Here is a 20,864-nt window from a genome sequence, read left to right as displayed (position 1 = left end):
GAAATAAACAGCCCGGGCGGCTTGCCGCCCGGCGTAAGCGATGCTCCCTAAGCTCAAGGCTGTGCGAGCTTGGCTTTCACGGCTTCCAGGCCAGGTTTACCGTCAATGGTGGTCACGCCAGCGAGCCAGGTATCGAGCACCTGGGGATTCTTTTTCAGCCAGGCCTTGGCGGCCGCGTCAGGCTTCATTTTGTCGTCCAGGATGTTGCCCATCAGTTCACTTTCCATGTCGACGGTGAACTCCAGGTTCTTCAGCAACTGACCGACGTTGCTGCATTCCGTGGCGTAGCCCTTGCGGGTGTTGGTCGCCACGGTGGCGGCGCCAAAGTCGGGGCCGAAGAAATCGTCGCCGCCGGTCAGGTATTGAATCTTGAAACGCTTGTTCATCGGGTGCGGGGCCCAGCCCAGGAACACCACGGCGGTATCGCGTTTCTGCGCGCGGTCGACCTGCGACAGCATGCCGGCCTCGCTGGACTCGACGACCTTGAAGCCGGCGTCCTTGAGGCCGAAGGCGTTCTTGTCGATCATACTCTGGATCAGGCGGTTGCCGTCGTTGCCCGGCTCGATGCCGTAGATCTTTCCATCCAGTTCCTTCTTGAACTTGGCGATGTCGGCGAAATCATGCAGCCCTTTGTCGTACAGCGCCTGGGGCACGGCGAGGGTGTACTTGGCGCCCTTGAGGTTGGTGCGCACGGTTTCCACGGTGCCGGCATCGCGGTAGGCCTTGATGTCGTTTTCCATGGTCGGCATCCAGTTGCCCAGGAACACGTCCATGTTCTTGCCGTCGGCCAGGGACTTGTAGGTCACGGGCACGGAGATCATGGTGGTCTTGGTCTTGTAGCCGAGGGCGTTGAGCACGACGCTGGTGGTCGCGGTTGTCGCGGTAATGTCGGTCCAGCCGACATCGGAGAAGTTTACGGTGTTGCACTGGGCCGGTTCGGCAGCTTGCGCCAGAACCGGCAGACTAAGCAGGGCGGCCAACAACAACGACGGGGAACCTTTCATGGATGGACTCCTTGGTGTTTTTTTTGGCAGTGTTTCCGATTGGAACCACCGCACTTATAGGTTGCGGTTGGATGGCGTTTTGGAGACAGCTCTACCACGGCGCCTTGCAATCGAGTCGATACGATCATGTACCAGTGAAAATCTGACGCCTACAGGGTGCGTCGTAACCAGTACAGGGATGGTCGCATCCAGTGTCGGTGACGTCGTTTACAGCTTTTTTCAGCCTCCTTTGTCCGTCTGAGCCGCAAAAAAACGGCGCAAACACGACGTAAAAGACACGCGGCGTTCGTGGACATGAGTGCGTCGGTGTGAGACGTCGAGCGACAGGACAAAAGCCTGATGATGCGGCCATCCCGACGGATTGCAGCTTGAGCGTAGCAGCTCCGTCACCGGGCGCTTTTGCGCCTGGAGTTGGCACATCCAGGAGTCCGGCAGCAATGGCTATCAGTGTTTTCGACCTGTTCAAAATCGGCATCGGTCCTTCCAGTTCTCACACCGTGGGGCCTATGCGGGCGGCGGCGCTGTTCGTGCAGGGTTTGCGTGAGCGGGGCCTGCTTGAGCAGGTTCGGCGTGTGCAGGTGCAGCTCTTTGGTTCACTGTCGGCCACCGGCATCGGCCACGGCAGCGACAATGCCGTGATCATGGGGCTGATGGGCGAGTGGCCGGATGCGATCGATCCGTCGCAAATCGGCATCCGCATCGACACCCTGCGCGAAACGGACACCTTGTTGCTCGACGGCCGTTTGCCGGTCCCGTTCATCTGGTCCAGGGACATGCGCCTGATCGACGAAAACCTGCCGTTTCACCCCAATGCCATGACCTTGATTGTCGAAGGCGATGACGGCGAGTTGCATCGCGATACCTACTATTCGGTCGGCGGCGGTTTTGTCGTCGATGAGGCGCAAGCCAGCAGCGGAGTGGTCGATATGGATCGCACCGAGCTGCCTTACGATTTCTCCAGCGCGGCGCAGCTGCTGGACTTGTGTAAAAAACACAACCTGCGGGTGGCCGAACTGATGATGGCCAACGAGAAGGTCTGGCGCAGCGAAGAGGAAATCCGCAGTGGTCTGATGCACCTGTGGCGCGCCATGCAGGATTGCGTCGAGCACGGCCTCAAGCACGAGGGCATTCTGCCTGGCGGCCTGAACGTGCGCCGGCGCGCGGCCAAATTGCATCGCAGTTTGCAGGAGCTGAACAAACCCAACGTGATCGGCTCGACGCTGAGCGCCATGGAGTGGGTCAACCTGTTCGCTCTCGCGGTCAACGAGGAGAACGCTGCCGGCGGGCGCATGGTCACGGCGCCGACCAATGGCGCGGCGGGGATTATTCCGGCGGTGTTGCACTACTTCATGAAGTTCAGCGAGGACGTGACCGACGCCAATGTCGTCGACTACCTGCTCGGCGCGGCTTCGGTCGGGATTCTGTGCAAGAAGAACGCCTCGATCTCCGGTGCCGAAGTCGGATGCCAGGGCGAAGTCGGCTCGGCCTGCGCCATGGCGGCGGCGGGGTTGGCGCAAATCCTTGGCGCCACACCGGAGCAACTGTGTAACGCGGCGGAAATCGGCCTGGAGCACAACCTGGGGCTGACGTGCGATCCGGTGGGCGGCCTGGTGCAGGTGCCGTGCATCGAGCGCAACGCGATCGCCGCAGTGAAAGCGATCAATGCGGCGCAGATGGCTTTGCGCGGCGATGGTCAGCACTTTATCTCGCTCGACCGGGTGATTCGCACCATGCGCGATACCGGTGCCGATATGCATGACAAATATAAGGAGACGTCGCGGGGTGGGTTGGCTGTGAGCGCGGTGGAGTGCTGATATCGAGTCGCCTCCATTCGCGAGCAAGCCCGCTCCCACATTGAAATGCATTCCCCTGTGGGAGCGGGCTTGCTCGCGAAGGCGTCAGACCAGTCAAAACTGCGCGGTAATTGAACACCCGATTTAAAACGCGCCACCTTTTGGCGCGTCGCTTACAGATAAGTACCTGACTTCAAAATCAGGACCGCCCGGTCTCTGACCATCCGTCAGCTGTGCCTGCGGTGACACTCTTCCAGGACTCGCCACAGCCCTGTTCCCACAAGTGCTACCGATTTGCTCACACGCAACGGGGCAGAGCGCCAGACGCCATTGATGGCACTTATAACCCCTACTCCCTGCGCGTCATATATAGACACATTCCGACGTCGTTTTTAGGAGTTATTGAACGCGCATTCAAATTTAGGCATGGCAATTGCTCTGTCATTACAAAGCCCGTCTCCCACGCGAGAACGATGGCAATAACAAGAGCCTCCGCCTGAGGCCATCACCCGCTTTGTGTGAGGAGATACCGCGATGACGACGTTCAACTCCGGGGCCCAACCCCAGAACCGTGCGCCTCAATCCATCGGCTTTCTGCTGCTGGACAATTTCACGCTGATTTCCCTGGCGTCCGCAGTCGAACCGCTGCGCATGGCCAACCAGTTGTCAGGCCGTGAGCTGTATCGCTGGACCACCCTCACCGTCGATGGCGGTCAAGTCTGGGCCAGTGACGGTCTGCAAATCACGCCTGATGCCTCCATGCACAAAGCGCCTCCCATGGACACCGTGATTGTCTGCGGTGGTATCGGTATTCAACGCACTGTTACCCGCGAACACGTGTCATGGCTGCAGAGCCAGGCGCGACAGTCCCGTCGCCTGGGTGCGGTCTGCACCGGCAGCTGGGCCCTGGCGTGTGCTGGCCTGCTGGACGGTTTCGATTGCAGTGTGCACTGGGAGTGCCTGGCGGCGATGCAGGAAGCGTTTCCACGGGTGGCCATGAGTACCCGCCTGTTCACCCTCGACCGTAACCGCTTCACCAGTTCTGGCGGCACCGCGCCGCTGGACATGATGCTGCACCTGATCAGTCGCGATCACGGGCGCGAGCTGTCGGCCGCGATCTCGGAAATGTTCGTCTACGAGCGCATCCGCAACGAACAGGATCACCAGCGCGTACCGCTCAAGCACATGCTCGGCACCAATCAGCCGAAGTTGCAGGAAATCGTCGCGCTGATGGAAGCCAACCTCGAAGAACCGATCGACCTCGATGAGCTGGCGGTTTACGTTGCCGTGTCCCGTCGTCAGCTGGAGCGGCTGTTCCAGAAGTACCTGCACTGCTCGCCATCGCGTTACTACCTGAAACTGCGCTTGATTCGCGCGCGGCAACTGCTCAAGCAGACACCGATGTCGATCATCGAAGTGGCGTCGGTCTGTGGCTTCGTGTCCACGCCGCACTTTTCCAAGTGCTACCGCGAATACTTCGGCATTCCGCCGCGTGACGAACGCGTCGGTTCCAACACCACGCAGCAGGTGGCAATGATGCCGCTGCCACAGGCCCTGGTGCTGTCGCCGTTGTCCGGGCCGTTGTCGGCGTTGAGTCAGGCGCGCAATGAGTCGACGTTTGCCAGCGTAAGGCTCTAGACCGAGTCGCCTTCATTCGCGAGCAAGCCCGCTCCCACATGGGATCTGCGAACGACGCAGATCCACTGTGGGAGCGGGCTCGCTCGCGAAGGCGTATTAACGGGCGGTGTGGCTCTGTTGATATTCCGCCAACGCGGGCAACAACTGCTTATCAATGGCTTGGCGCACCGCCGGCAGGATCGTCGCGCTGCTGGTGTACATCTGCTTGACCATGGTGCGCAGCACGATGGCCCGCTCATCGTTCAAACCCCGCACGGCACACTCGCAAGCCTGCTGGGCGGTGGCGCCGGTCGGCACTTGGAAGCCCAATGACTTGAGCTGGCCCAACAGGTCTTCCTGGTCTATCAAATCGGCGTGCATCATGACGCTAATCCTTCTTCTGGGAATGATGTCGTGGTTCGATTCTGGTAGTGGCACGCAGTGGCGGCAAGGGCGATTTGTCGTGATGGCAGCATTGACTATGAACAGGTCGTTTTCGTGCTATTTCCCTGCGCTGAGAGTCGGCACACTGGACCCAGCTTGCTTCACGAGGGTTTGGTCACCTTCCCACGGCAGCTCCTCAACAGTACCCTCTGCCTCGATCCTGTCACGGCTTGATCGGGGCTTTTTTTTGCCTGTGAATCAACACGAAATGTAGTGTCGGGACTGACGCCTTCGCGAGCAAGCCCGCTCCCACATTGGATCGGCGTCGTTCAAAGATCCAATGTGGGAGGGGCTTGCTCGCGAAGAACGATGACGCGGTTTAGCGTTGTAACACGAGGATGCGCGATAACAACTCATCCCGATCTACATAACACCCCTGGAAATGCCGGGCGCCAGTGGCAGGATCAAACGCATTGCGCGCATGCAGGGTACGGCGGTTGTCGAAGCACCAGAGCTCGCCGGGATTAAGCCTTTGCATCAGCCTGAATCGGGGCTCGCGAGTCATCGCAATGAAGCGGCGATAGGCGCGATACAGCTTGGGCATCTGCTCCACCGACGCATCGAACGGCCCTCGCAAAAAGTTCGCCATGCGAATCTCCGACACCTGCCCCAACGCGTCCAGGGCGATGATCGGCGCGAGGCAACGGTAGTCGCTGTGGCGGTCCTTGTTGCGAAACTCCACGGGGGTCTCGCACAGGCTCCTGAAGGCTTCCGGGTCCTCTAGGCGCAAGGCGTCGGCGATGGCAAAACCGTCGACGAAAATGCTCTCGCCCCCTTCGGCATCGTTGATCAGGCAATGCAGGAATTGCAGCCCCGGTTGCAACTCCCGGGTCGGCAAATCGCTGTGCAGTGGCAGGTTGAAAGCGGTGTAGGCGTTGCTGTCAGCATCGGCCTTGGATTGCACGTTGAACAGCACGCCGAAATTGCTCTCGCGGATGAATGAAATGCGCTGGGCGATCAGCTTCAGCGAGCCGGGCTCGGTGGGGACGCCGCGCACCTGGGTCAGGCCGGTGTCGCGCACGGCCAGCAGCCATTGCAACAGCGCCTGGTTGTCGTTCATCAGCGCTTGGTATTCGAACACCGGCAACTGCAAATCACTGTGCCAAAGCCTGGCTTTTGGCTTGCCGGCCAGGCGCTCGGCGCGCGATTCGTCATCATAGGCGTGGGCCCGTAACCAGCCAGGGTCGAAGCGGCTGAGATGGCCATCCTGCCATCGGATGCTCAGGCACCCTTCGGCATTGATGCTGGTTTCGACAGGCATCAGGCTTTCTGGCACATCGACGATTTCCAGCACCTGTTCGCGAGTCACCGTGTAGACGCATGACGGGCACGGGCAATTGTCCCGCAGCCAGGGGTGGTGGAAGGGGCTGGCGCGGTGGTCAGCCCACTTGACCAGGACATGATCGGCCATGGTCTGCACGCCTGCCAGCGCGCTGATCAATGGATAAGTACGGAAGTCGGCAAAAGCGGCGGCGGTGTTCATGCGATCTCCTTGTTATTTTTTTGCCGGTAATGCAATCACTCGGCCGATGTAGGCGGGAGCGGGCAGGTCGGTCTGTTCGGCGACGATGGCCTGCAGTTTGCCCAGGGTTTCTTCGCTGAATGGCGTGGAGCGTGGCCCGGCGAGGTCGACGTGCAGCAGCATCTGCTCGTTGCCCGCCAGCTCCTTGTCGTCGCCCACCAGATGCAGGCTGTGATAGAGGTGCAGGCGCTTGGCGTCATGGGCGATGATCTGCGTGTGTACTTCGACCTCGGCGTCGAGCTTCACTTCATGCAGGTAATTGAGGTGCAGTTCCAGGGTGAACAGTGAGTTGCCGCTGGCTTCGCGGTTGTTGCTGTCCATGCCGAGGCGGTCCATCAGGGCGTCGGTGGCGTAGCTGAAGATCAGCAGGTAGAAGGCATCGCGCAGGTGGCCGTTGTAGTCGACCCAGTCGGGGATGATTTTGGTCTGGTAGGTGGTGAGGGTGGGCATGATTCCGGTTCCAATGTTGGTGGTGACTGGACCGCCGCTTTCGCGAGCAGGCTCGCTCCCACAAGGACGGCGCAAACCTGTGGGAGCGAGCCTGCTCGCGAAGGGGCCAGACCTGCGGGGCTCATTATTCGGCAAATGCCATCCCATGCTTCTCTTTGGTGGTCTTCACCGCTTCCAGCACGGCCAACAGACAGTCATCACGATAGCGCTCCAGCGCCGAAATGCTGTGTTTGCCCAGTTGATCGCTGGTGCCGTCCACCACATCGTCGATCAACTTGTCGGTCAGCTCAGGTGCTGGCAGATAGGTCCACGGCAACTGCAATGCCGGGCCGAACTGCGCCATGAAATGGCGCATACCGGCATCACCGCCGGCCAGCGTGTAGGTCAGGAACGTGCCCATGAACGACCAGCGCAGACCCGCGCCAAAACGGATCGCGTCGTCGATTTCGCCGGTCGTTGCCACACCGTCGTTGACCAGGTGCAGCGCCTCGCGCCACAACGCTTCGAGCAGGCGGTCGGCGATGAATCCCGGCACTTCCTTGCGGACGTGCAGCGGGCGCATGCCAAGGGATTCGTAGACTTTCATCGCTGCTTGCACGGCTTCGGGGGCGGTGTTCTTGCCGCCGACGACTTCCACCAGTGGCAACAGGTAAACCGGGTTGAACGGGTGCCCGACAACGCAGCGTTCCGGGTGGGTCGAGCTCTCGTAGAACTCGCTGGGCAACAGGCCGGAGGTGCTGGAGCCGATCAAGGCATTCGGCTTGGCCGCCGCACTGATCTTGCTGTGCAGCTCCAGTTTCAGTTCAAGGCGTTCAGGGGCGCTTTCCTGGATGAAATCGGCATCGCGCACGCACTCTTCGATGGTCGCGACAAAACGCAGGCGATCCTGCGAGGCGCCGGGTACCAGGCCTTGTTTTTCCAGCGCGCCCCAGGCATTGGCGACGCGTTTGCGCAGGGCGGCCTCGGCACCCGGCGCCGGATCCCAGGCCACTACGTCCAGGCCATGGGCGAGGGCGCGGGACACCCAGCCGCTGCCGATGACACCACTGCCCAGCGCTGCGAAGGTTTTGATTTCGGTAATGAAGGTCATGGCAACTTCCTGAAGATTTCGGTGATCCACTGTAGGAGCCGGCTTGCCGGCGAAGGCGATTTCAGCACCGCAGAAAATGCGGCGGATGTACCGGCCTCTTCGCCGGCACGCCGGCGCCTACAGGGGTTGGGTGTAAGTGCAATCAACCGCGCTGGGTCAGGCCCATTTTCTTGCGGCCTTCAGCCGGGGTCAGGACGCGGGCACCGAGGCGGCTGAGGATTTCACCGGCGCGCTCGACCAACTGGCCGTTGGTCGCCAGTACGCCCTTGTCCAGCCACAGGTTGTCTTCCAGCCCGACCCGCACGTTGCCACCCAGCAGCACGGCTTGTGCGGCCATCGGCATTTGCATGCGGCCGATGCCGAAACCGGCCCAGACCGCGTCGGCCGGCAGGTTGTCGACCATGGCTTTCATGGTGGTGGTGTCGGCCGGCGCGCCCCACGGGATGCCCAGGCACAGTTGGAACAGCGGGTTGTCGAGCAGGCCTTCCTTGATCATTTGCTTGGCGAACCACAGGTGACCGGTGTCGAAAATCTCCAGCTCGGCCTTCACGCCCAGCTCCTGGATGCGTTTGGCGCCAGCACGCAGCTGCGCCGGGGTGGAAACATAAATGGTGTCGCCATCGCCGAAGTTCAGCGTGCCGCAATCGAGGGTGCAGATTTCCGGCAGCAGTTCTTCGACATGGGCCAGGCGGGTCAGCGGGCCGACCAGATCGGTATTCGGGCCGAACTCCATCGGCTTCTCACCTGGGCCGATTTCCAGGTCGCCGCCCATGCCAGCGGTGAGGTTGACGATGATGTCGACGTCGGCCTCGCGAATGCGCTCCATCACTTCGCGGTACAACGCCACGTCGCGGCTGAACTTGCCGGTTTCAGGGTCGCGGACATGGCAGTGAACCACGGTGGCGCCGGCCTTGGCGGCTTCCACGGCGGCAGCGGCAATTTGTTTCGGGGTGACCGGCACGTGTGGGCTCTTGGCGGTCGTGTCGCCAGCACCGGTGAGTGCGCAGGTGATGATGACGTCGTGGTTCATGAGGCGGTTCCTTACAGGCGTGATGAGTCGGTTCGCAGCCCTGTCGGGCTGCGAAGCGGTGTTCAGGTCAGGTTTATTTGCTGGTCAGCTTGAGGTTTTCAGCCGCCGGCTTGCCATCGAAGGTGGTCACGCCTTCGAGCCAGCGCTGTTTGTCTTGCGGGTGATCTTTCAGCCACTGTTTGGCCGACTCGAAGGCGTCCTTGTGATCCAGCAGCGGCTGCATCATCCGGCTCTCGTCTTCGGCGGTGAATGTCAGGTTGCTCAGCAGGCGACCGACGTTCGGGCACTGTTCGGCGTATTTCGGCGCAGTGACGGTCCAGACCGTGGCCATGCCTTCGTTCGGGCCGAGGGCGTCGTCGCTGCCGGTGAGGTACGTCATCTGCACGTTGACGTTCATCGGGTGCGGCGCCCAGCCGAAGAACACCACGGCTTCCTTGCGGCGCACGGCGCGATCCACGGCGGCGAGCATGCCGGCCTCGCTGGACTCCACCAGCTGGAACTTGCCGAGGCCAAACTGGTTCTTGGCGATCATCGCCTTGATCTGGGTGTTGGCGCCTGAACCTGGTTCGATGCCGTAGATCTTGCCGCCCAGTTCTTTTTCGAACTTGGCGATGTCGGCGAAGGTTTTCAGGCCCTTGTCGGCAAGATAGGTCGGAACGGCGAGGGTGGCACGGGCGTCTTGCAGGTTTGGCGCTTCAAGCACCTTGACCTGATTGGCGTCGACGAATGGGGTGATGGTCTGGGTCATCAGCGGGTTCCAGTAACCCAGGAACAGGTCCAGGCGCTGATCGCGGATCCCGGCGAAAATGATTTGCTGGGAGGCGCTGGTTTGTTTGGTGTTGTAGCCGAGGCCGTCGAGCAATACCTGGGTCATCGCACTGGTGGCGATCACGTCGGTCCAGTTCACCACGCCCATGCGCACGTTCTGGCATGAGGCGGGTTCCGCGGCCATGACGCTGGCACTCAGCAAAGCGGTACCACTGAGTGCAAGAACACAGCTGCTGATCAGTCGTTTCATTCTCAGGTTCCTCGGCAGTTTCATTATTGTGGGTCCGGTCGTCTTTGTGCGCCGGTGATGACACGTTACGCAGCAAATCAGCCATGAAAGCGCACTGCGGCGACCAGCACTTGCACTGCGGCGACCTGTGCTCTTGAATGGCTGTTGCAAGTGGCGTATCAACGTCCTCACGCTACCCGTCCATCGAGAGCGCCATGTCCCAGGATTTCTACTTCTTGTTGATGCCGGGTTTCTCGGCCATCGGATTTATCTCGGCCATCGAGCCGTTGCGGGTGGCCAATCGCTTTCGTGGCGAGCTGTATCGTTGGCATGTGTTGAGCGCCGATGGCGGGGCGGTGCTGGCCAGCAACGGCATGTCGGTCAACGCCGACGCGGCGCTGGAGCCGCTGAAGAAGGGCGCGACATTACTGGTAGTCGCTGGCTTCGAACCGCTGAAATTTGCCACCCCGGTGCTGGAGCACTGGCTGCGTCGGCTGGACATTGAAGGCGTGACCCTCGGCGCCATCGACACCGGCAGTTTTATCCTCGCCGAAGCCGGCCTGCTCGACGGCCATCGCCTGACCCTGCACTGGGAAGCCATTGACGCCTTCAAGGAGTCTTATCCGCAGCTCAGCGTCACCCAGGAGTTGTTCGAGATCGACCGTCGGCGCATCACTTCTGCTGGCGGCACCGCCTCCATCGATTTAATGCTGGATCTGATCGCCCAGGCCCACGGTCCCGAACTGGCGATCCAGGTCAGCGAACAATTCGTGCTCGGCCGCATCCGCCCGCGCAAGGACCACCAGCGCATGGAAGTCGCTACGCGTTATGGCATCAGTAACAAGAAGCTCGTTCATGTGATCGGTGAGATGGAGCAGCACAGCGAACCGCCGCTGAGTACGCTGGAATTGGCGGAATCGATCAAGGTGACGCGCAGGCAACTCGAACGATTGTTCCGCCTGCATTTGAATGACACACCGAGCAATTTCTATCTGCGATTAAGGCTGGAAAAGGCCCGGCAGTTGCTGCGGCAAACGGACATGAGTGTGCTGGAAGTGAGTATCGCCTGCGGGTTTGAATCGCCGTCGTATTTCACCCGCAGTTATCGGGCGAAGTTTGAGCGCTGCCCGCGGGAAGATCGGCGTACCGCAAAAGCCTAGACACCTTGGAACCCTGTGGGAGCGGGCTTGCTCGCGAAAGCGGTGTGTCATCAACAATGATGGCGACTGACACTGCGCCTTCGCGAGCAAGCCCGCTCCCACATTTTTATCTGTTTTCGCCTTTACTTCTTCACCAACGCCGTACACGCCGCTTTGTAAGCCTCATGCTGATACTTGTTCAGCGTCGCCGGTGGCTCAAAACCGTGCTTCTTGGCCTGAGCATTGATCGTCTGCGGCGACAACAGCGTCACCTCACAATTCTCCAGCAACTGGAAAACCCCTTCGATCTTGAACGTCGTCGGCCCACCCGCAAACTCACCTTTCTTGCTGCGCTTCTTGATCGCAATGCGATCAATCGAATTCTCCCGCACAAAAGACGCAACCTGAGCGGCGAACACTTTGACGTTGGCGGCTTCGTCGTCATCGTCGAGGGCGATTTTCTTGGTTGCGAGCGACAAATGGCCCGGTGCCGAGCCTTCGAGGGTTGCCACGGCAATGATCGCTTCGCTGCCTTTGATTTCGATGCCGCAGACTTTCATGTTGAATCCCTTTTCTGGCTGAAGGCGTGAAGCTTACAGCTCAAGTTCAATAGCAGTCGTCACTCCTGCCCGATCGACTCCAAAAACTCCGACCGCTCATCGCTCATCCGCGCCACGCAATCGTTCTGCGCAATAGTGAACGCCTTGCTGCCGGCGGCGGCCGGGAAGGCTTCGATGGCGCAGTCGGCGTCGCGGGTTTTCAGCCATTGTTGTTGCGCGGCCTTGATTCGGGCGGTGATGTCGGCCAGTTGCGACGGGTTCTTGCCGTAGAGCGACTGCATGCGCTCGGCCAGGCTCTTGTAGTTCTCGCCCAGCAAGTCTTCGGCAGTGGTTTTGTTGAAGGCCGAGCACTCCAGGGTCTGGATGTCGTTTTCGACCTTGTCGCAGGGGGTGTCTTCGGACTCTTCGGCGGCGTGTACGCCGGTCGCCATCAGTGCCAATGCCAGGAAGATGAATTTCATGTGCGTTGCCGCTCCCATCCAGTGAAGCATCAAGTGATGCGGCGAATTCTGGCCCAAGCGGAAGGCCTTGAACAGGTCGGCAATTGTGCCTTGCGACGACCCTTTGTCGCGGATTGACGCTTTCGGCAATTCCCCTGTCGTTTTTGCACCCGGCTGTCCCGTCCCTCAGGCATATGCTGGCCCCAAAGCGCCGGCAGACGATTCGGCGCATGAATCGCCAACAAGGGGACAGCCTGATGAGCCCAGCCGAATTGCACGCCGACAGCATCGTTATCGACGGGCTGATCATTGCCAAGTGGAACCGTGAGCTGTTCGAAGACATGCGCAAGGGCGGTCTGACCGCCGCCAACTGCACCGTGTCGGTGTGGGAAGGCTTCCAGGCCACTGTCAACAACATCGCCGCCAGCCAGAAACTGATCCGCGAAAACAGCGACCTGGTGATTCCGGTGCGCACCACCGCCGACATCCGCAAGGCCAAGGAGCAGGGCAAGACCGGGATTCTCTTCGGCTTCCAGAACGCCCACGCCTTTGAAGACCAGATTGGCTACGTCGAGGTGTTCAAGCAGCTCGGCGTCGGTATCGTGCAGATGTGCTACAACACCCAGAACCTGGTGGGCACCGGTTGCTACGAGCGTGATGGCGGTCTCTCGGGTTTCGGTCGCGAAATCGTCGCCGAGATGAATCGCGTTGGCGTGATGTGCGACCTGTCCCACGTCGGCTCCAAGACTTCTGAAGAAGTCATCCTCGAGTCGAAGAAGCCGGTCTGCTACTCCCACTGCCTGCCGTCGGGCCTGAAGATCCACCCGCGCAACAAGTCCGATGAAGAGCTCAAGTTCATCGCCGACCACGGCGGTTTCGTCGGCGTGACCATGTTCGCGCCGTTCCTGGCCAAGGGCATCGATTCGACCATCGACGACTACGCCGAAGCCATCGAATACACCATGAACATCGTCGGCGAAGACGCCATCGGCATCGGCACCGACTTCACCCAGGGTCATGGCCAGGACTTCTTCGAATACCTGACCCACGACAAGGGCTACGCCCGCCGCCTGACCAGCTTCGGCAAGATCATCAACCCGCTGGGCATCCGCACCGTCGGCGAGTTCCCGAACCTCACCGAAACCCTGCTCAAGCGCGGCCATTCCGAGCGCGTGGTGCGCAAGATCATGGGCGAGAACTGGGTCAACGTTTTGAAAGACGTCTGGGGCGAATAAGCCGCCGCACTTCTGAATCCTTACCTGCGGCCATTCGCGCCGCAGGCAACACCAAAATTTTTCTGGAGTTAAGTTTCCATGGCCAAGATCGCCCCGCAATTGCCTATCGAAGTCGACAGCGAAACCGGTGTCTGGACGTCCGACGCCCTGCCGATGCTGTACGTGCCGCGTCATTTCTTCGTCAACAACCACATGGGCATCGAGGAAGTGCTGGGCGCCGACGCCTATGCCGAGATCCTCTACAAGGCCGGCTACAAGTCCGCCTGGCACTGGTGTGAAAAAGAAGCCGAATGCCACGGCCTGGAAGGCGTCGCGGTGTTCGAGCACTACATGAAGCGCCTGTCGCAGCGTGGTTGGGGCCTGTTCAAGATCCAGGACATCGACCTCGACAAAGGCACCGCCAGCGTCAAGCTCGAGCACTCCGCTTTTGTCTACGTGTACGGCAAGGTTGGGCGCAAGGTCGACTACATGTTCACCGGCTGGTTCGCCGGGGCCATGGATCAGATCCTGGCCGCTCGCGGCAGCAAGATCCGCACCGTGGCCGAGCAAGTCTACGGTGGCTCCGAAGAGGGCCACGAAGACGGCTTGTTCATCGTCAAGCCGTTGTAAGTCGAGGATCCCGCCATGGCTTTCGAAGCAATGTTCCAGCCGATCCAGATCGGCAAACTGACCATCCGCAACCGCGTGCTCAGCACCGCGCACGCCGAGGTCTATGCCACCGACGGCGGCATGACCACCGACCGGTACGTCAAGTATTACGAAGAGAAGGCCAAGGGCGGGATCGGCCTGGCGATCTGCGGCGGTTCGTCCGTCGTGGCCATCGACAGCCCGCAGGAATGGTGGAGTTCGGTGAACCTGTCCACCGACCGCATCATTCCGCACTTCCAGAATCTGGCCGACGCCATGCACAAGCACGGCGCCAAGATCATGATCCAGATTACCCACATGGGCCGGCGTTCGCGCTGGGACGGCTTCAACTGGCCGACCCTGATGTCGCCATCGGGCGTGCGCGAGCCGGTGCACCGTGCTACTTGCAAGACCATCGAGCCGGAAGAAATCTGGCGGGTGATCGGCAACTACGCGCAGGCCGCGCGCCGCGCCAAGGCCGGGGGCCTGGACGGTGTCGAGCTGTCGGCCGTGCACCAGCACATGATCGACCAGTTCTGGAGCCCGCGGGTCAACAAGCGTACCGACGAATGGGGCGGCACCTTTGAAGGCCGCATGAAATTCGGCCTGGAAGTGTTGAAAGCCGTGCGCGCCGAGGTCGGTGACGATTTCTGTGTGGGCATGCGCATCTGCGGTGACGAGTTCCACCCGGATGGCCTGTCCCATGAGGACATGAAACAGATCGCCAAGTATTACGACGACACTGGCATGCTCGATTTCCTCGGCGTCGTGGGCTCGGGTTGCGACACCCACAACACCCTGGCCAACGTTATCCCCAACATGAGTTATCCGCCGGAGCCGTTCCTGCACCTGGCTGCCGGCATCAAGGAAGTGGTCAAGGTTCCGGTGCTGCACGCGCAGAACATCAAGGACCCGAACCAGGCCACGCGGATTCTGGAGGGCGGTTACGTCGACATGGTCGGCATGACCCGCGCGCACATTGCCGACCCGCACCTGATCGCCAAGATCAAGATGGGCCAGATCGACCAGATCAAGCAGTGCGTCGGCGCCAACTACTGCATCGACCGTCAGTACCAGGGACTGGATGTGCTGTGCATCCAGAACGCGGCGACCTCCCGTGAATACATGGGCCTGCCGCACATCATCGAGAAAACCACCGGCGTTAAACGCAAGGTGGTGGTGGTCGGCGCCGGTCCTGCCGGGATGGAAGCCGCCCGTGTGGCCGCCGAGCGTGGCCACGACGTCACGCTGTTCGAGAAGAAAGAGTTCATTGGCGGGCAGATCACGACTGCTTCGAAAGCACCGCAACGGGACCAGATCGCCGGTATCACCCGCTGGTACCAGCTGGAGCTGGCACGGTTGAAAGTCGACCTGCGCCTGGGCACCGCGGCAGATGCGCCGACCATCATGGACCTGCGTCCGGACGTGGTGGTGCTAGCTGTCGGCGGTCACCCGTTCATCGAGCAGAACGAACACTGGGGCGCGGCTGAAGGCCTGGTGGTCAGCAGCTGGGACATCCTCGACGGCAAGGTTGCGCCTGCCAAGAACGTGCTGGTCTACGACACCATCTGCGAGTTCACCGGCATGTCCACCGCCGACTTCCTCGCCGACAAGGGCAGCCAGGTCGAGATCGTCACCGACGACATCAAGCCGGGCGTGGCCATCGGCGGTACGTCGTTCCCGACCTACTACCGCAGCATGTACCCCAAAGAAGTGATCATGACCGGCGACATGATGCTGGAGAAGGTCTACCGCGAAGGCGACAAGCTGGTGGCGGTGCTGGAAAACGAATACACCGGCGCCAAAGAGGAGCGGGTGGTGGATCAGGTGGTGATCGAGAACGGCGTGCGTCCGGACGAGGAAATCTACTACGCGATGAAGGAAGGCTCGCGCAACAAGGGCCAGATCGACGTCGAAGCCTTGTTCGCGATCAAGCCGCAACCTTGCCTTGCACAGAGCGGCGACGGTTACCTGCTGTTCCGCATCGGCGACTGCGTGGCCCAACGCAACGTGCATGCCGCGATCTATGACGCACTGCGGTTGTGCAAGGATTTCTAAGAGCTTGTTGATAACCCTGTGGGAGCGAACCTGCTCGCGAATGCAATCTGTCAGCCGCCATTGATGTCGACTGACCCACCGCTTTCGCGAGCAGGCTCGCTCCCACAGGAATCGGGCAAGGCATCCAGGTAGTTTGGCCTGCAAGACCCTGCGGTCTTTGGGAGCTCCACCATGTTGAACACCCTTCTTCCAATCCTGTTGTTCGCCGCCCTGGGCCTCGCGGTCCTGGGCGCGTTGCGGCGGGTAGCCATGTGGCGCCGGGGCCGGGCCTCGAAGGTCGACCTGATCGGCGGCCTGTTCGCCATGCCCAAGCGCTACATGGTCGACCTGCACCACGTGGTGGCGCGGGACAAATACATCGCCAACACCCACGTCGCCACGGCCGGCGGTGCGGTGGCGTCTGTCGTGCTGGCGATACTGGTGCACGGTTTCGGCCTGCATAACCGCTTCCTCGGCTATGCGCTGCTGCTAATGTCGGCAGTGATGTTCGTCGGCGCGATCTTCGTTTACCTGCGTCGGCGCAACCCGCCTGCGCGCCTGTCGAAAGGCCCCTGGATGCGCCTGCCGAAAAGCCTGCTGGCATTCTCGGTGTCGTTCTTCCTGGTGACCCTGCCGGTGGCCGGGATCCTCCCGGAAAATTTCGGCGGTTGGCTGCTAGCGGTGATCCTCGGTATCGGTGTGTTGTGGGGCGTGTCCGAGTTGTTCCTCGGCATGACCTGGGGTGGGCCGATGAAGCACGCCTTCGCCGGTGCCCTGCACCTGGCCTGGCACCGTCGCGCCGAGCGCTTTGGCGGCGGTCGTTCCACCGGCTTGAAACCGCTGGACCTGAACGACCCGAGCGCACCGCTGGGCGTGGAAAAACCCAAGGATTTCACCTGGAACCAGCTACTCGGCTTCGACGCCTGCGTGCAGTGCGGTAAATGCGAGGCCGCGTGCCCGGCGTTCGCCGCCGGCCAGCCGCTGAACCCGAAAAAACTGATCCAGGACATGGTTGTCGGCCTGGCTGGTGGCACTGATGCCAAGTTCGCCGGCAGCCCGTATCCGGGCAAACCGATTGGCGAGCACGCTGGCAATCCGCATCAACCGATCGTCAACGGTCTGGTGGATGCCGAAACCCTGTGGTCGTGCACCACCTGCCGCGCCTGCGTCGAAGAGTGCCCGATGATGATCGAGCACGTCGATGCCATCGTCGACATGCGTCGGCATCTGACCCTGGAAAAAGGCGCCACGCCAAACAAGGGCGCCGAAGTCCTGGAAAACCTGATCGCCACCGACAACCCGGGCGGTTTCGCCCCCGGCGGACGGATGAACTGGGCGGCAGACCTGAACCTCAATCTGCTCAGCGAAAAGAAATCCACCGACGTGCTGTTCTGGGTTGGCGACGGCGCCTTCGACATGCGCAACCAGCGCACTCTGCGCGCCTTCGTCAAAGTGCTGAAAGCGGCGAAAATCGACTTCGCCGTGCTCGGCCTCGAAGAGCGCGACAGCGGCGACGTGGCCCGGCGCCTGGGCGACGAGGCAACCTTCCAGTTGCTGGCCAAACGCAACATCCAGACCCTGGCCAAGTACAGCTTCAACCGTATCGTCACCTGCGATCCGCACAGCTTCCACGTGCTGAAAAACGAATACGGCGCGTTCGATGGCAACTACCTGGTGCAGCACCACAGCACCTACATGGCAGAAATCATCGGCGCCGGCGCGCTGAGCCTCGGTCAACACAAGGGCGACAGCGTGACTTATCACGACCCATGCTACCTCGGCCGTTACAACGGCGAATACGAGGCACCGCGCCAGGTCCTGCGCGCGCTCGGCATCGAAGTGAAAGAGATGCAACGCTCCGGTTTCCGTTCGCGCTGCTGCGGCGGTGGCGGCGGCGCGCCGATCACTGACATTCCAGGCAAGCAGCGTATCCCCGACATGCGCATGGAAGACATCCGCGAGACGGGCGCCGAACTGGTGGCCGTGGGCTGCCCGCAGTGCACCGCGATGCTGGAAGGCGTGGTAGAGCCGCGCCCCTTGATCAAGGACATTGCCGAACTGGTGGCCGACGCGTTGCTTGAAGACCAGGCACCGAGCAAGCCGGCCACACCAGCCCAACGTGAACCTGCGGAGGTGCATTGATGAGCGACATTATCCGCCGCGACCCCCGGGCCGAATGGATCGCCCGCAACCGCCTGCATCCGCTGCACGCGGCCATGCAACCGGCGCAGCACAGCTGGATGGGGCCTAACGGCATCATCCGCAAGAACCCCCACGGTATCGGCTTCATCGGCCCCAACGGGATCAAGCGCATCGACCGCAGCGGCGCCCAGCAAGGCGGCGCGACCAAGCGTACCGCCGCCGTCGAAGTGCAATTGCCGCTGCATCAGGTGCCTGCACCGGCCTTCTACATCAGCGTGGTGCCGGACATGGTCGGTGGCCGCTTGAGCAGCCACGACCGCGACTTGCTCGGCCTGGCTCATCAATTGGCCGGCAAGGACGGCGCGGTATTGGCCGTGGTCTTTGGCGAACACAAAGAAAATGCCTTCGCCACGGCTGGCGTCGATCGCCTGCTGGTGCTCGAAGGCGAGCAATTCAGTGGTTATGCACCGGAACAACGGGTCCAGGGTCTGCGGGCTGTGGATAACCAGTTCAGCCCCCGTCACTGGTTGCTTCCGGACAGTCGCACCGGTGGTGGCGAACTGGGTCGGCGCTTCGCCGCCGCCTTGGGCGAACGCCCGGCCACGCGGGTCTGGCAGGTCAAGGACCAGGAATGCATCGGCCGCGCCGGTGCCGGGTTGCAAGACCTTGCTCGTCCGCTCGCACGCTTGATTCTGGCCGCTGTGGAATGCGCTGAACCGGTCAGCGAAACCCGTCACGAAGCCTTGCCGGTAGAGTTATCCACAGCCGTCGTCCGCAGTCTCTCGCGCATCGAGGATCTGGGGGCGGTGGCGGTGGACCCGGCGGCGATACCGATGGCCGAAGCGGAATTCATCTTCTCCGGCGGCAACGGGGTCAAGGATTGGGGACTTTTCCACAGGACCGCCGAAGCCTTGGGCGCCACCGAAGGCGCGTCCCGGGTAGCGGTGGACGACGGTTTCATGGCGCGCGATCGTCAGGTCGGCGCGTCCGGTACCTGGGTCACCGCACGGGTCTACGTGGCGGTGGGGATCTCCGGGGCGATCCAGCACCTGCAAGGCATCGGTGCCTGCGACAAGGTGGTGGCGATCAACCTCGACCCGGGCTGCGACATGATCAAACGGGCCGACCTGTCGGTGATCGGCGAGAGCGCCGAGATTCTTCAAGCCTTGATCGCGGCGGTAGAGGCTTACCGCAGCGACGCCAAGCGCGATGCGGCTTAAGGGAAGGAAAGGGTTATGAGCACGAAAATCATCAGCCTGGTGTCCATCGGCGCCCACCCGACTTCCGGTCGACCACGACGTGCGGAACAGGATGCGCGGGCGGTGGAACTGGGTTTGCAACTGGCTGGGGATAACTTGCAGGTGCTGCATGCCGGCGATGTCGCCGAGCCTGCATTGCGCGCGTATCTGGGCATGGGCCTTGAGCAACTGCACGTACTGGAACAACCGGAGGGCGCCGATGCGCTGCCGGCGTTGACCGCGTATTTACGTGATGCCGGCGCTCAAGTCGTTTTGACCGGCAGCCAGGCGGAAACCGGTGAGGGCTCGGGCATGTTGCCGTTCCTGCTGGCCGAAGGCCTTGGCTGGCCGCTGGTGGTGGGGCTCGCGCAGGTCGAGTCGATCGATGCAGGCTCGGCGCTGGTATTGCAGGCGTTACCTCGCGGCCAGCGTCGTCGCTTGAAAGTTCGTCTGCCGTTCCTGGCGACTGTGGATAACGCCGCACCCAAGCCTCGACAGAGCGCCTACGGCCCGGCCCGACGCGGGGTCTTGCAAGCCGCGGACGTGGAGATCGTCGACGATGAACTGCTGGCGGTCGCCACCCTGCAACCGGCCAAGCCACGACCCAAACGCTTGAAGGTGATCAAGGCCAAGAGTGGTGCCGACCGCATGAAAGCCGCGACGGCCAAGGCCAGCGGTGGGGGTGGGCAGGTGTTGAAGGGCGTTACGGCTCAGGCGGGGGCTGAAGCGATTCTCAAATTGCTGATCGAAGAGGGCGTGGTGCGGTGACATTGAACTTCAAGCTGCAGCACCCGGAAAAATAACGTTCCCTCCGGCGCGTTGCTGCGCCATAAGCGCCCACGTTAAAACGGGCGCCCAATGATTGGTGGAGTTCCAATAAATGGCGGTTGAGTTTCGTACGGCAGTGCGCGCGGATGCGCGAGAAATTGCGCGTTTGTTCCAGATTTCCTCGGAGGGGGCTGCGGATTACATCTGGAGCCAGATAGCGGAACCTGGCCAGGCTCTGTTGGACGTTGGAGCCCAGCGTTACGCCCGCGACGATGTGGACTTCTCCTGGCAGAACTGCCTGATCGCCCAAGCGAATGGGCAAGTCATCGGCATGCTGCACAGCTACGCGATGCGTCACGATCCGTTCGCGGCGCCAGTGACCGACCCGGTGCTGGCGCCGTACGCCACTATGGAAATCCCCGACACCCTGTATATTTCCAGCCTGGCGCTGCATGAAGGCTGGCGCAACCAGGGGCTGGGCAAGCAGTTTCTTGCGTACGCCTACGACCGCGCCAACCGGCTCGGGCTCAATGGCCTGAGCCTGATCGATTACGCCGCGAACACCGGCGCCCGGCGCTTCTATGAGCGCCACGGCTTTCGCATCGTCGATACCTGCCAAATCACACCACACCCGATGATTCGGGTTACGGGTGAAGCCTATCTGATGTATCGGCCCTAGCGGGTTCGGTGGCAGGCGACCCTAGCAGAACTGATAGTGTTGCCTTTAATGG

General features: G+C 61.5%; 19 protein-coding genes. 10 read left to right on the top strand and 9 right to left on the bottom strand.

Going from position 1 to position 20,864, the window contains the following annotated elements; genetic code table 11:
• Positions 1 to 53 precede the first annotated feature (53 nt).
• A complete protein-coding gene (locus NQL71_RS00655) occupies positions 54 to 1,004 on the bottom strand; it encodes a choline ABC transporter substrate-binding protein (RefSeq protein ID WP_046818265.1) in 951 nt (316 codons plus the stop codon).
• Between the two features lie 437 nt (positions 1,005 to 1,441).
• Here NQL71_RS00655 and NQL71_RS00650 point away from each other — a divergent pair, with 437 nt between their 5' ends.
• Positions 1,442 to 2,818: an L-serine ammonia-lyase gene (locus NQL71_RS00650; RefSeq protein WP_046818264.1), complete on the top strand. Its 1,377-nt coding sequence runs from the start codon at positions 1,442 to 1,444 to the stop codon at positions 2,816 to 2,818.
• Positions 2,819 to 3,331: 513 nt separating this feature from the next.
• Entirely contained in the window at positions 3,332 to 4,435 is a 1,104-nt protein-coding gene (gene gbdR, locus NQL71_RS00645) for a choline metabolism transcriptional regulator GbdR (protein ID WP_007975492.1), read from the top strand.
• A gap of 96 nt (positions 4,436 to 4,531) precedes the next feature.
• Here gbdR and NQL71_RS00640 read toward each other — a convergent pair whose 3' ends face one another.
• The 6 genes from NQL71_RS00640 to NQL71_RS00615 all read right to left on the bottom strand — a co-directional run bounded on the left by NQL71_RS00640 (position 4,532) and on the right by NQL71_RS00615 (position 9,968).
• Positions 4,532 to 4,798, bottom strand: a complete 267-nt coding sequence (locus NQL71_RS00640) for a hypothetical protein (RefSeq protein WP_046818263.1) — start codon at positions 4,796 to 4,798, stop codon at positions 4,532 to 4,534.
• Positions 4,799 to 5,177: 379 nt separating this feature from the next.
• Complete coding sequence (locus tag NQL71_RS00635; RefSeq protein WP_274642156.1) at positions 5,178 to 6,341, bottom strand: gamma-butyrobetaine dioxygenase; 1,164 nt, start codon at positions 6,339 to 6,341, stop codon at positions 5,178 to 5,180.
• A 12-nt stretch (positions 6,342 to 6,353) separates the two neighbouring features.
• Entirely contained in the window at positions 6,354 to 6,830 is a 477-nt protein-coding gene (locus tag NQL71_RS00630; RefSeq protein WP_166622943.1) for a thioesterase family protein, read from the bottom strand.
• Positions 6,831 to 6,954: 124 nt separating this feature from the next.
• Complete coding sequence (locus NQL71_RS00625) at positions 6,955 to 7,920, bottom strand: L-carnitine dehydrogenase (RefSeq protein ID WP_274642155.1); 966 nt, start codon at positions 7,918 to 7,920, stop codon at positions 6,955 to 6,957.
• 142 nt (positions 7,921 to 8,062) lie between these two features.
• Positions 8,063 to 8,950, bottom strand: coding sequence for a 3-dehydrocarnitine:acetyl-CoA trimethylamine transferase CdhC (gene cdhC / locus NQL71_RS00620; RefSeq protein ID WP_046818259.1), 888 nt, complete (start codon positions 8,948 to 8,950; stop codon positions 8,063 to 8,065).
• A 73-nt stretch (positions 8,951 to 9,023) separates the two neighbouring features.
• A complete protein-coding gene (locus NQL71_RS00615) occupies positions 9,024 to 9,968 on the bottom strand; it encodes a choline ABC transporter substrate-binding protein (RefSeq protein WP_046818258.1) in 945 nt (314 codons plus the stop codon).
• A 194-nt stretch (positions 9,969 to 10,162) separates the two neighbouring features.
• On the opposite strand from NQL71_RS00615, the gene NQL71_RS00610 reads away from it, so the two are divergent.
• The gene (locus tag NQL71_RS00610; RefSeq protein WP_046818257.1) at positions 10,163 to 11,107 is read left to right on the top strand and encodes a GlxA family transcriptional regulator; all 945 of its coding nucleotides are present in this window, start codon (positions 10,163 to 10,165) and stop codon (positions 11,105 to 11,107) included.
• A 122-nt stretch (positions 11,108 to 11,229) separates the two neighbouring features.
• On the opposite strand, the gene NQL71_RS00605 is transcribed toward NQL71_RS00610, so the two are convergent.
• A complete protein-coding gene (locus NQL71_RS00605) occupies positions 11,230 to 11,646 on the bottom strand; it encodes a DUF3010 family protein (RefSeq protein WP_274642154.1) in 417 nt (138 codons plus the stop codon).
• A 59-nt stretch (positions 11,647 to 11,705) separates the two neighbouring features.
• Positions 11,706 to 12,107: a lysozyme inhibitor LprI family protein gene (locus NQL71_RS00600; RefSeq protein ID WP_046818721.1), complete on the bottom strand. Its 402-nt coding sequence runs from the start codon at positions 12,105 to 12,107 to the stop codon at positions 11,706 to 11,708.
• Between the two features lie 236 nt (positions 12,108 to 12,343).
• Between NQL71_RS00600 and NQL71_RS00595 the strand changes: the two genes are divergently transcribed.
• From NQL71_RS00595 to NQL71_RS00565, 7 genes are all read left to right on the top strand, one after another.
• Entirely contained in the window at positions 12,344 to 13,321 is a 978-nt protein-coding gene (locus NQL71_RS00595; protein WP_008033250.1) for a dipeptidase, read from the top strand.
• A gap of 78 nt (positions 13,322 to 13,399) precedes the next feature.
• The gene (locus NQL71_RS00590) at positions 13,400 to 13,930 is read left to right on the top strand and encodes a 4-vinyl reductase (protein WP_046818255.1); all 531 of its coding nucleotides are present in this window, start codon (positions 13,400 to 13,402) and stop codon (positions 13,928 to 13,930) included.
• A 15-nt stretch (positions 13,931 to 13,945) separates the two neighbouring features.
• Positions 13,946 to 16,006 (top strand): dimethylglycine demethylation protein DgcA, encoded by a 2,061-nt coding sequence (gene dgcA, locus NQL71_RS00585; RefSeq protein WP_046818254.1) that lies wholly within the window; start codon positions 13,946 to 13,948, stop codon positions 16,004 to 16,006.
• Between the two features lie 171 nt (positions 16,007 to 16,177).
• Positions 16,178 to 18,127: a dimethylglycine demethylation protein DgcB gene (gene dgcB, locus NQL71_RS00580; protein ID WP_077184631.1), complete on the top strand. Its 1,950-nt coding sequence runs from the start codon at positions 16,178 to 16,180 to the stop codon at positions 18,125 to 18,127.
• Positions 18,127 to 19,347: an electron transfer flavoprotein subunit alpha gene (gene etfA / locus NQL71_RS00575; protein ID WP_274642153.1), complete on the top strand. Its 1,221-nt coding sequence runs from the start codon at positions 18,127 to 18,129 to the stop codon at positions 19,345 to 19,347. Before dgcB ends, etfA begins: the two co-directional genes overlap by 1 nt.
• Before the next feature lie 15 nt (positions 19,348 to 19,362).
• Positions 19,363 to 20,133: an electron transfer flavoprotein subunit beta gene (gene etfB / locus NQL71_RS00570; RefSeq protein ID WP_274642152.1), complete on the top strand. Its 771-nt coding sequence runs from the start codon at positions 19,363 to 19,365 to the stop codon at positions 20,131 to 20,133.
• 112 nt (positions 20,134 to 20,245) lie between these two features.
• Entirely contained in the window at positions 20,246 to 20,812 is a 567-nt protein-coding gene (locus NQL71_RS00565) for a GNAT family N-acetyltransferase (protein WP_274642151.1), read from the top strand.
• Positions 20,813 to 20,864: the final 52 nt, after the last annotated feature.

Source organism: Pseudomonas serbica, assembly GCF_028823535.1.
Taxonomy (GTDB): domain Bacteria; phylum Pseudomonadota; class Gammaproteobacteria; order Pseudomonadales; family Pseudomonadaceae; genus Aquipseudomonas; species Aquipseudomonas serbica.
This window is presented reverse-complemented; position numbering and strand designations above follow the sequence as displayed.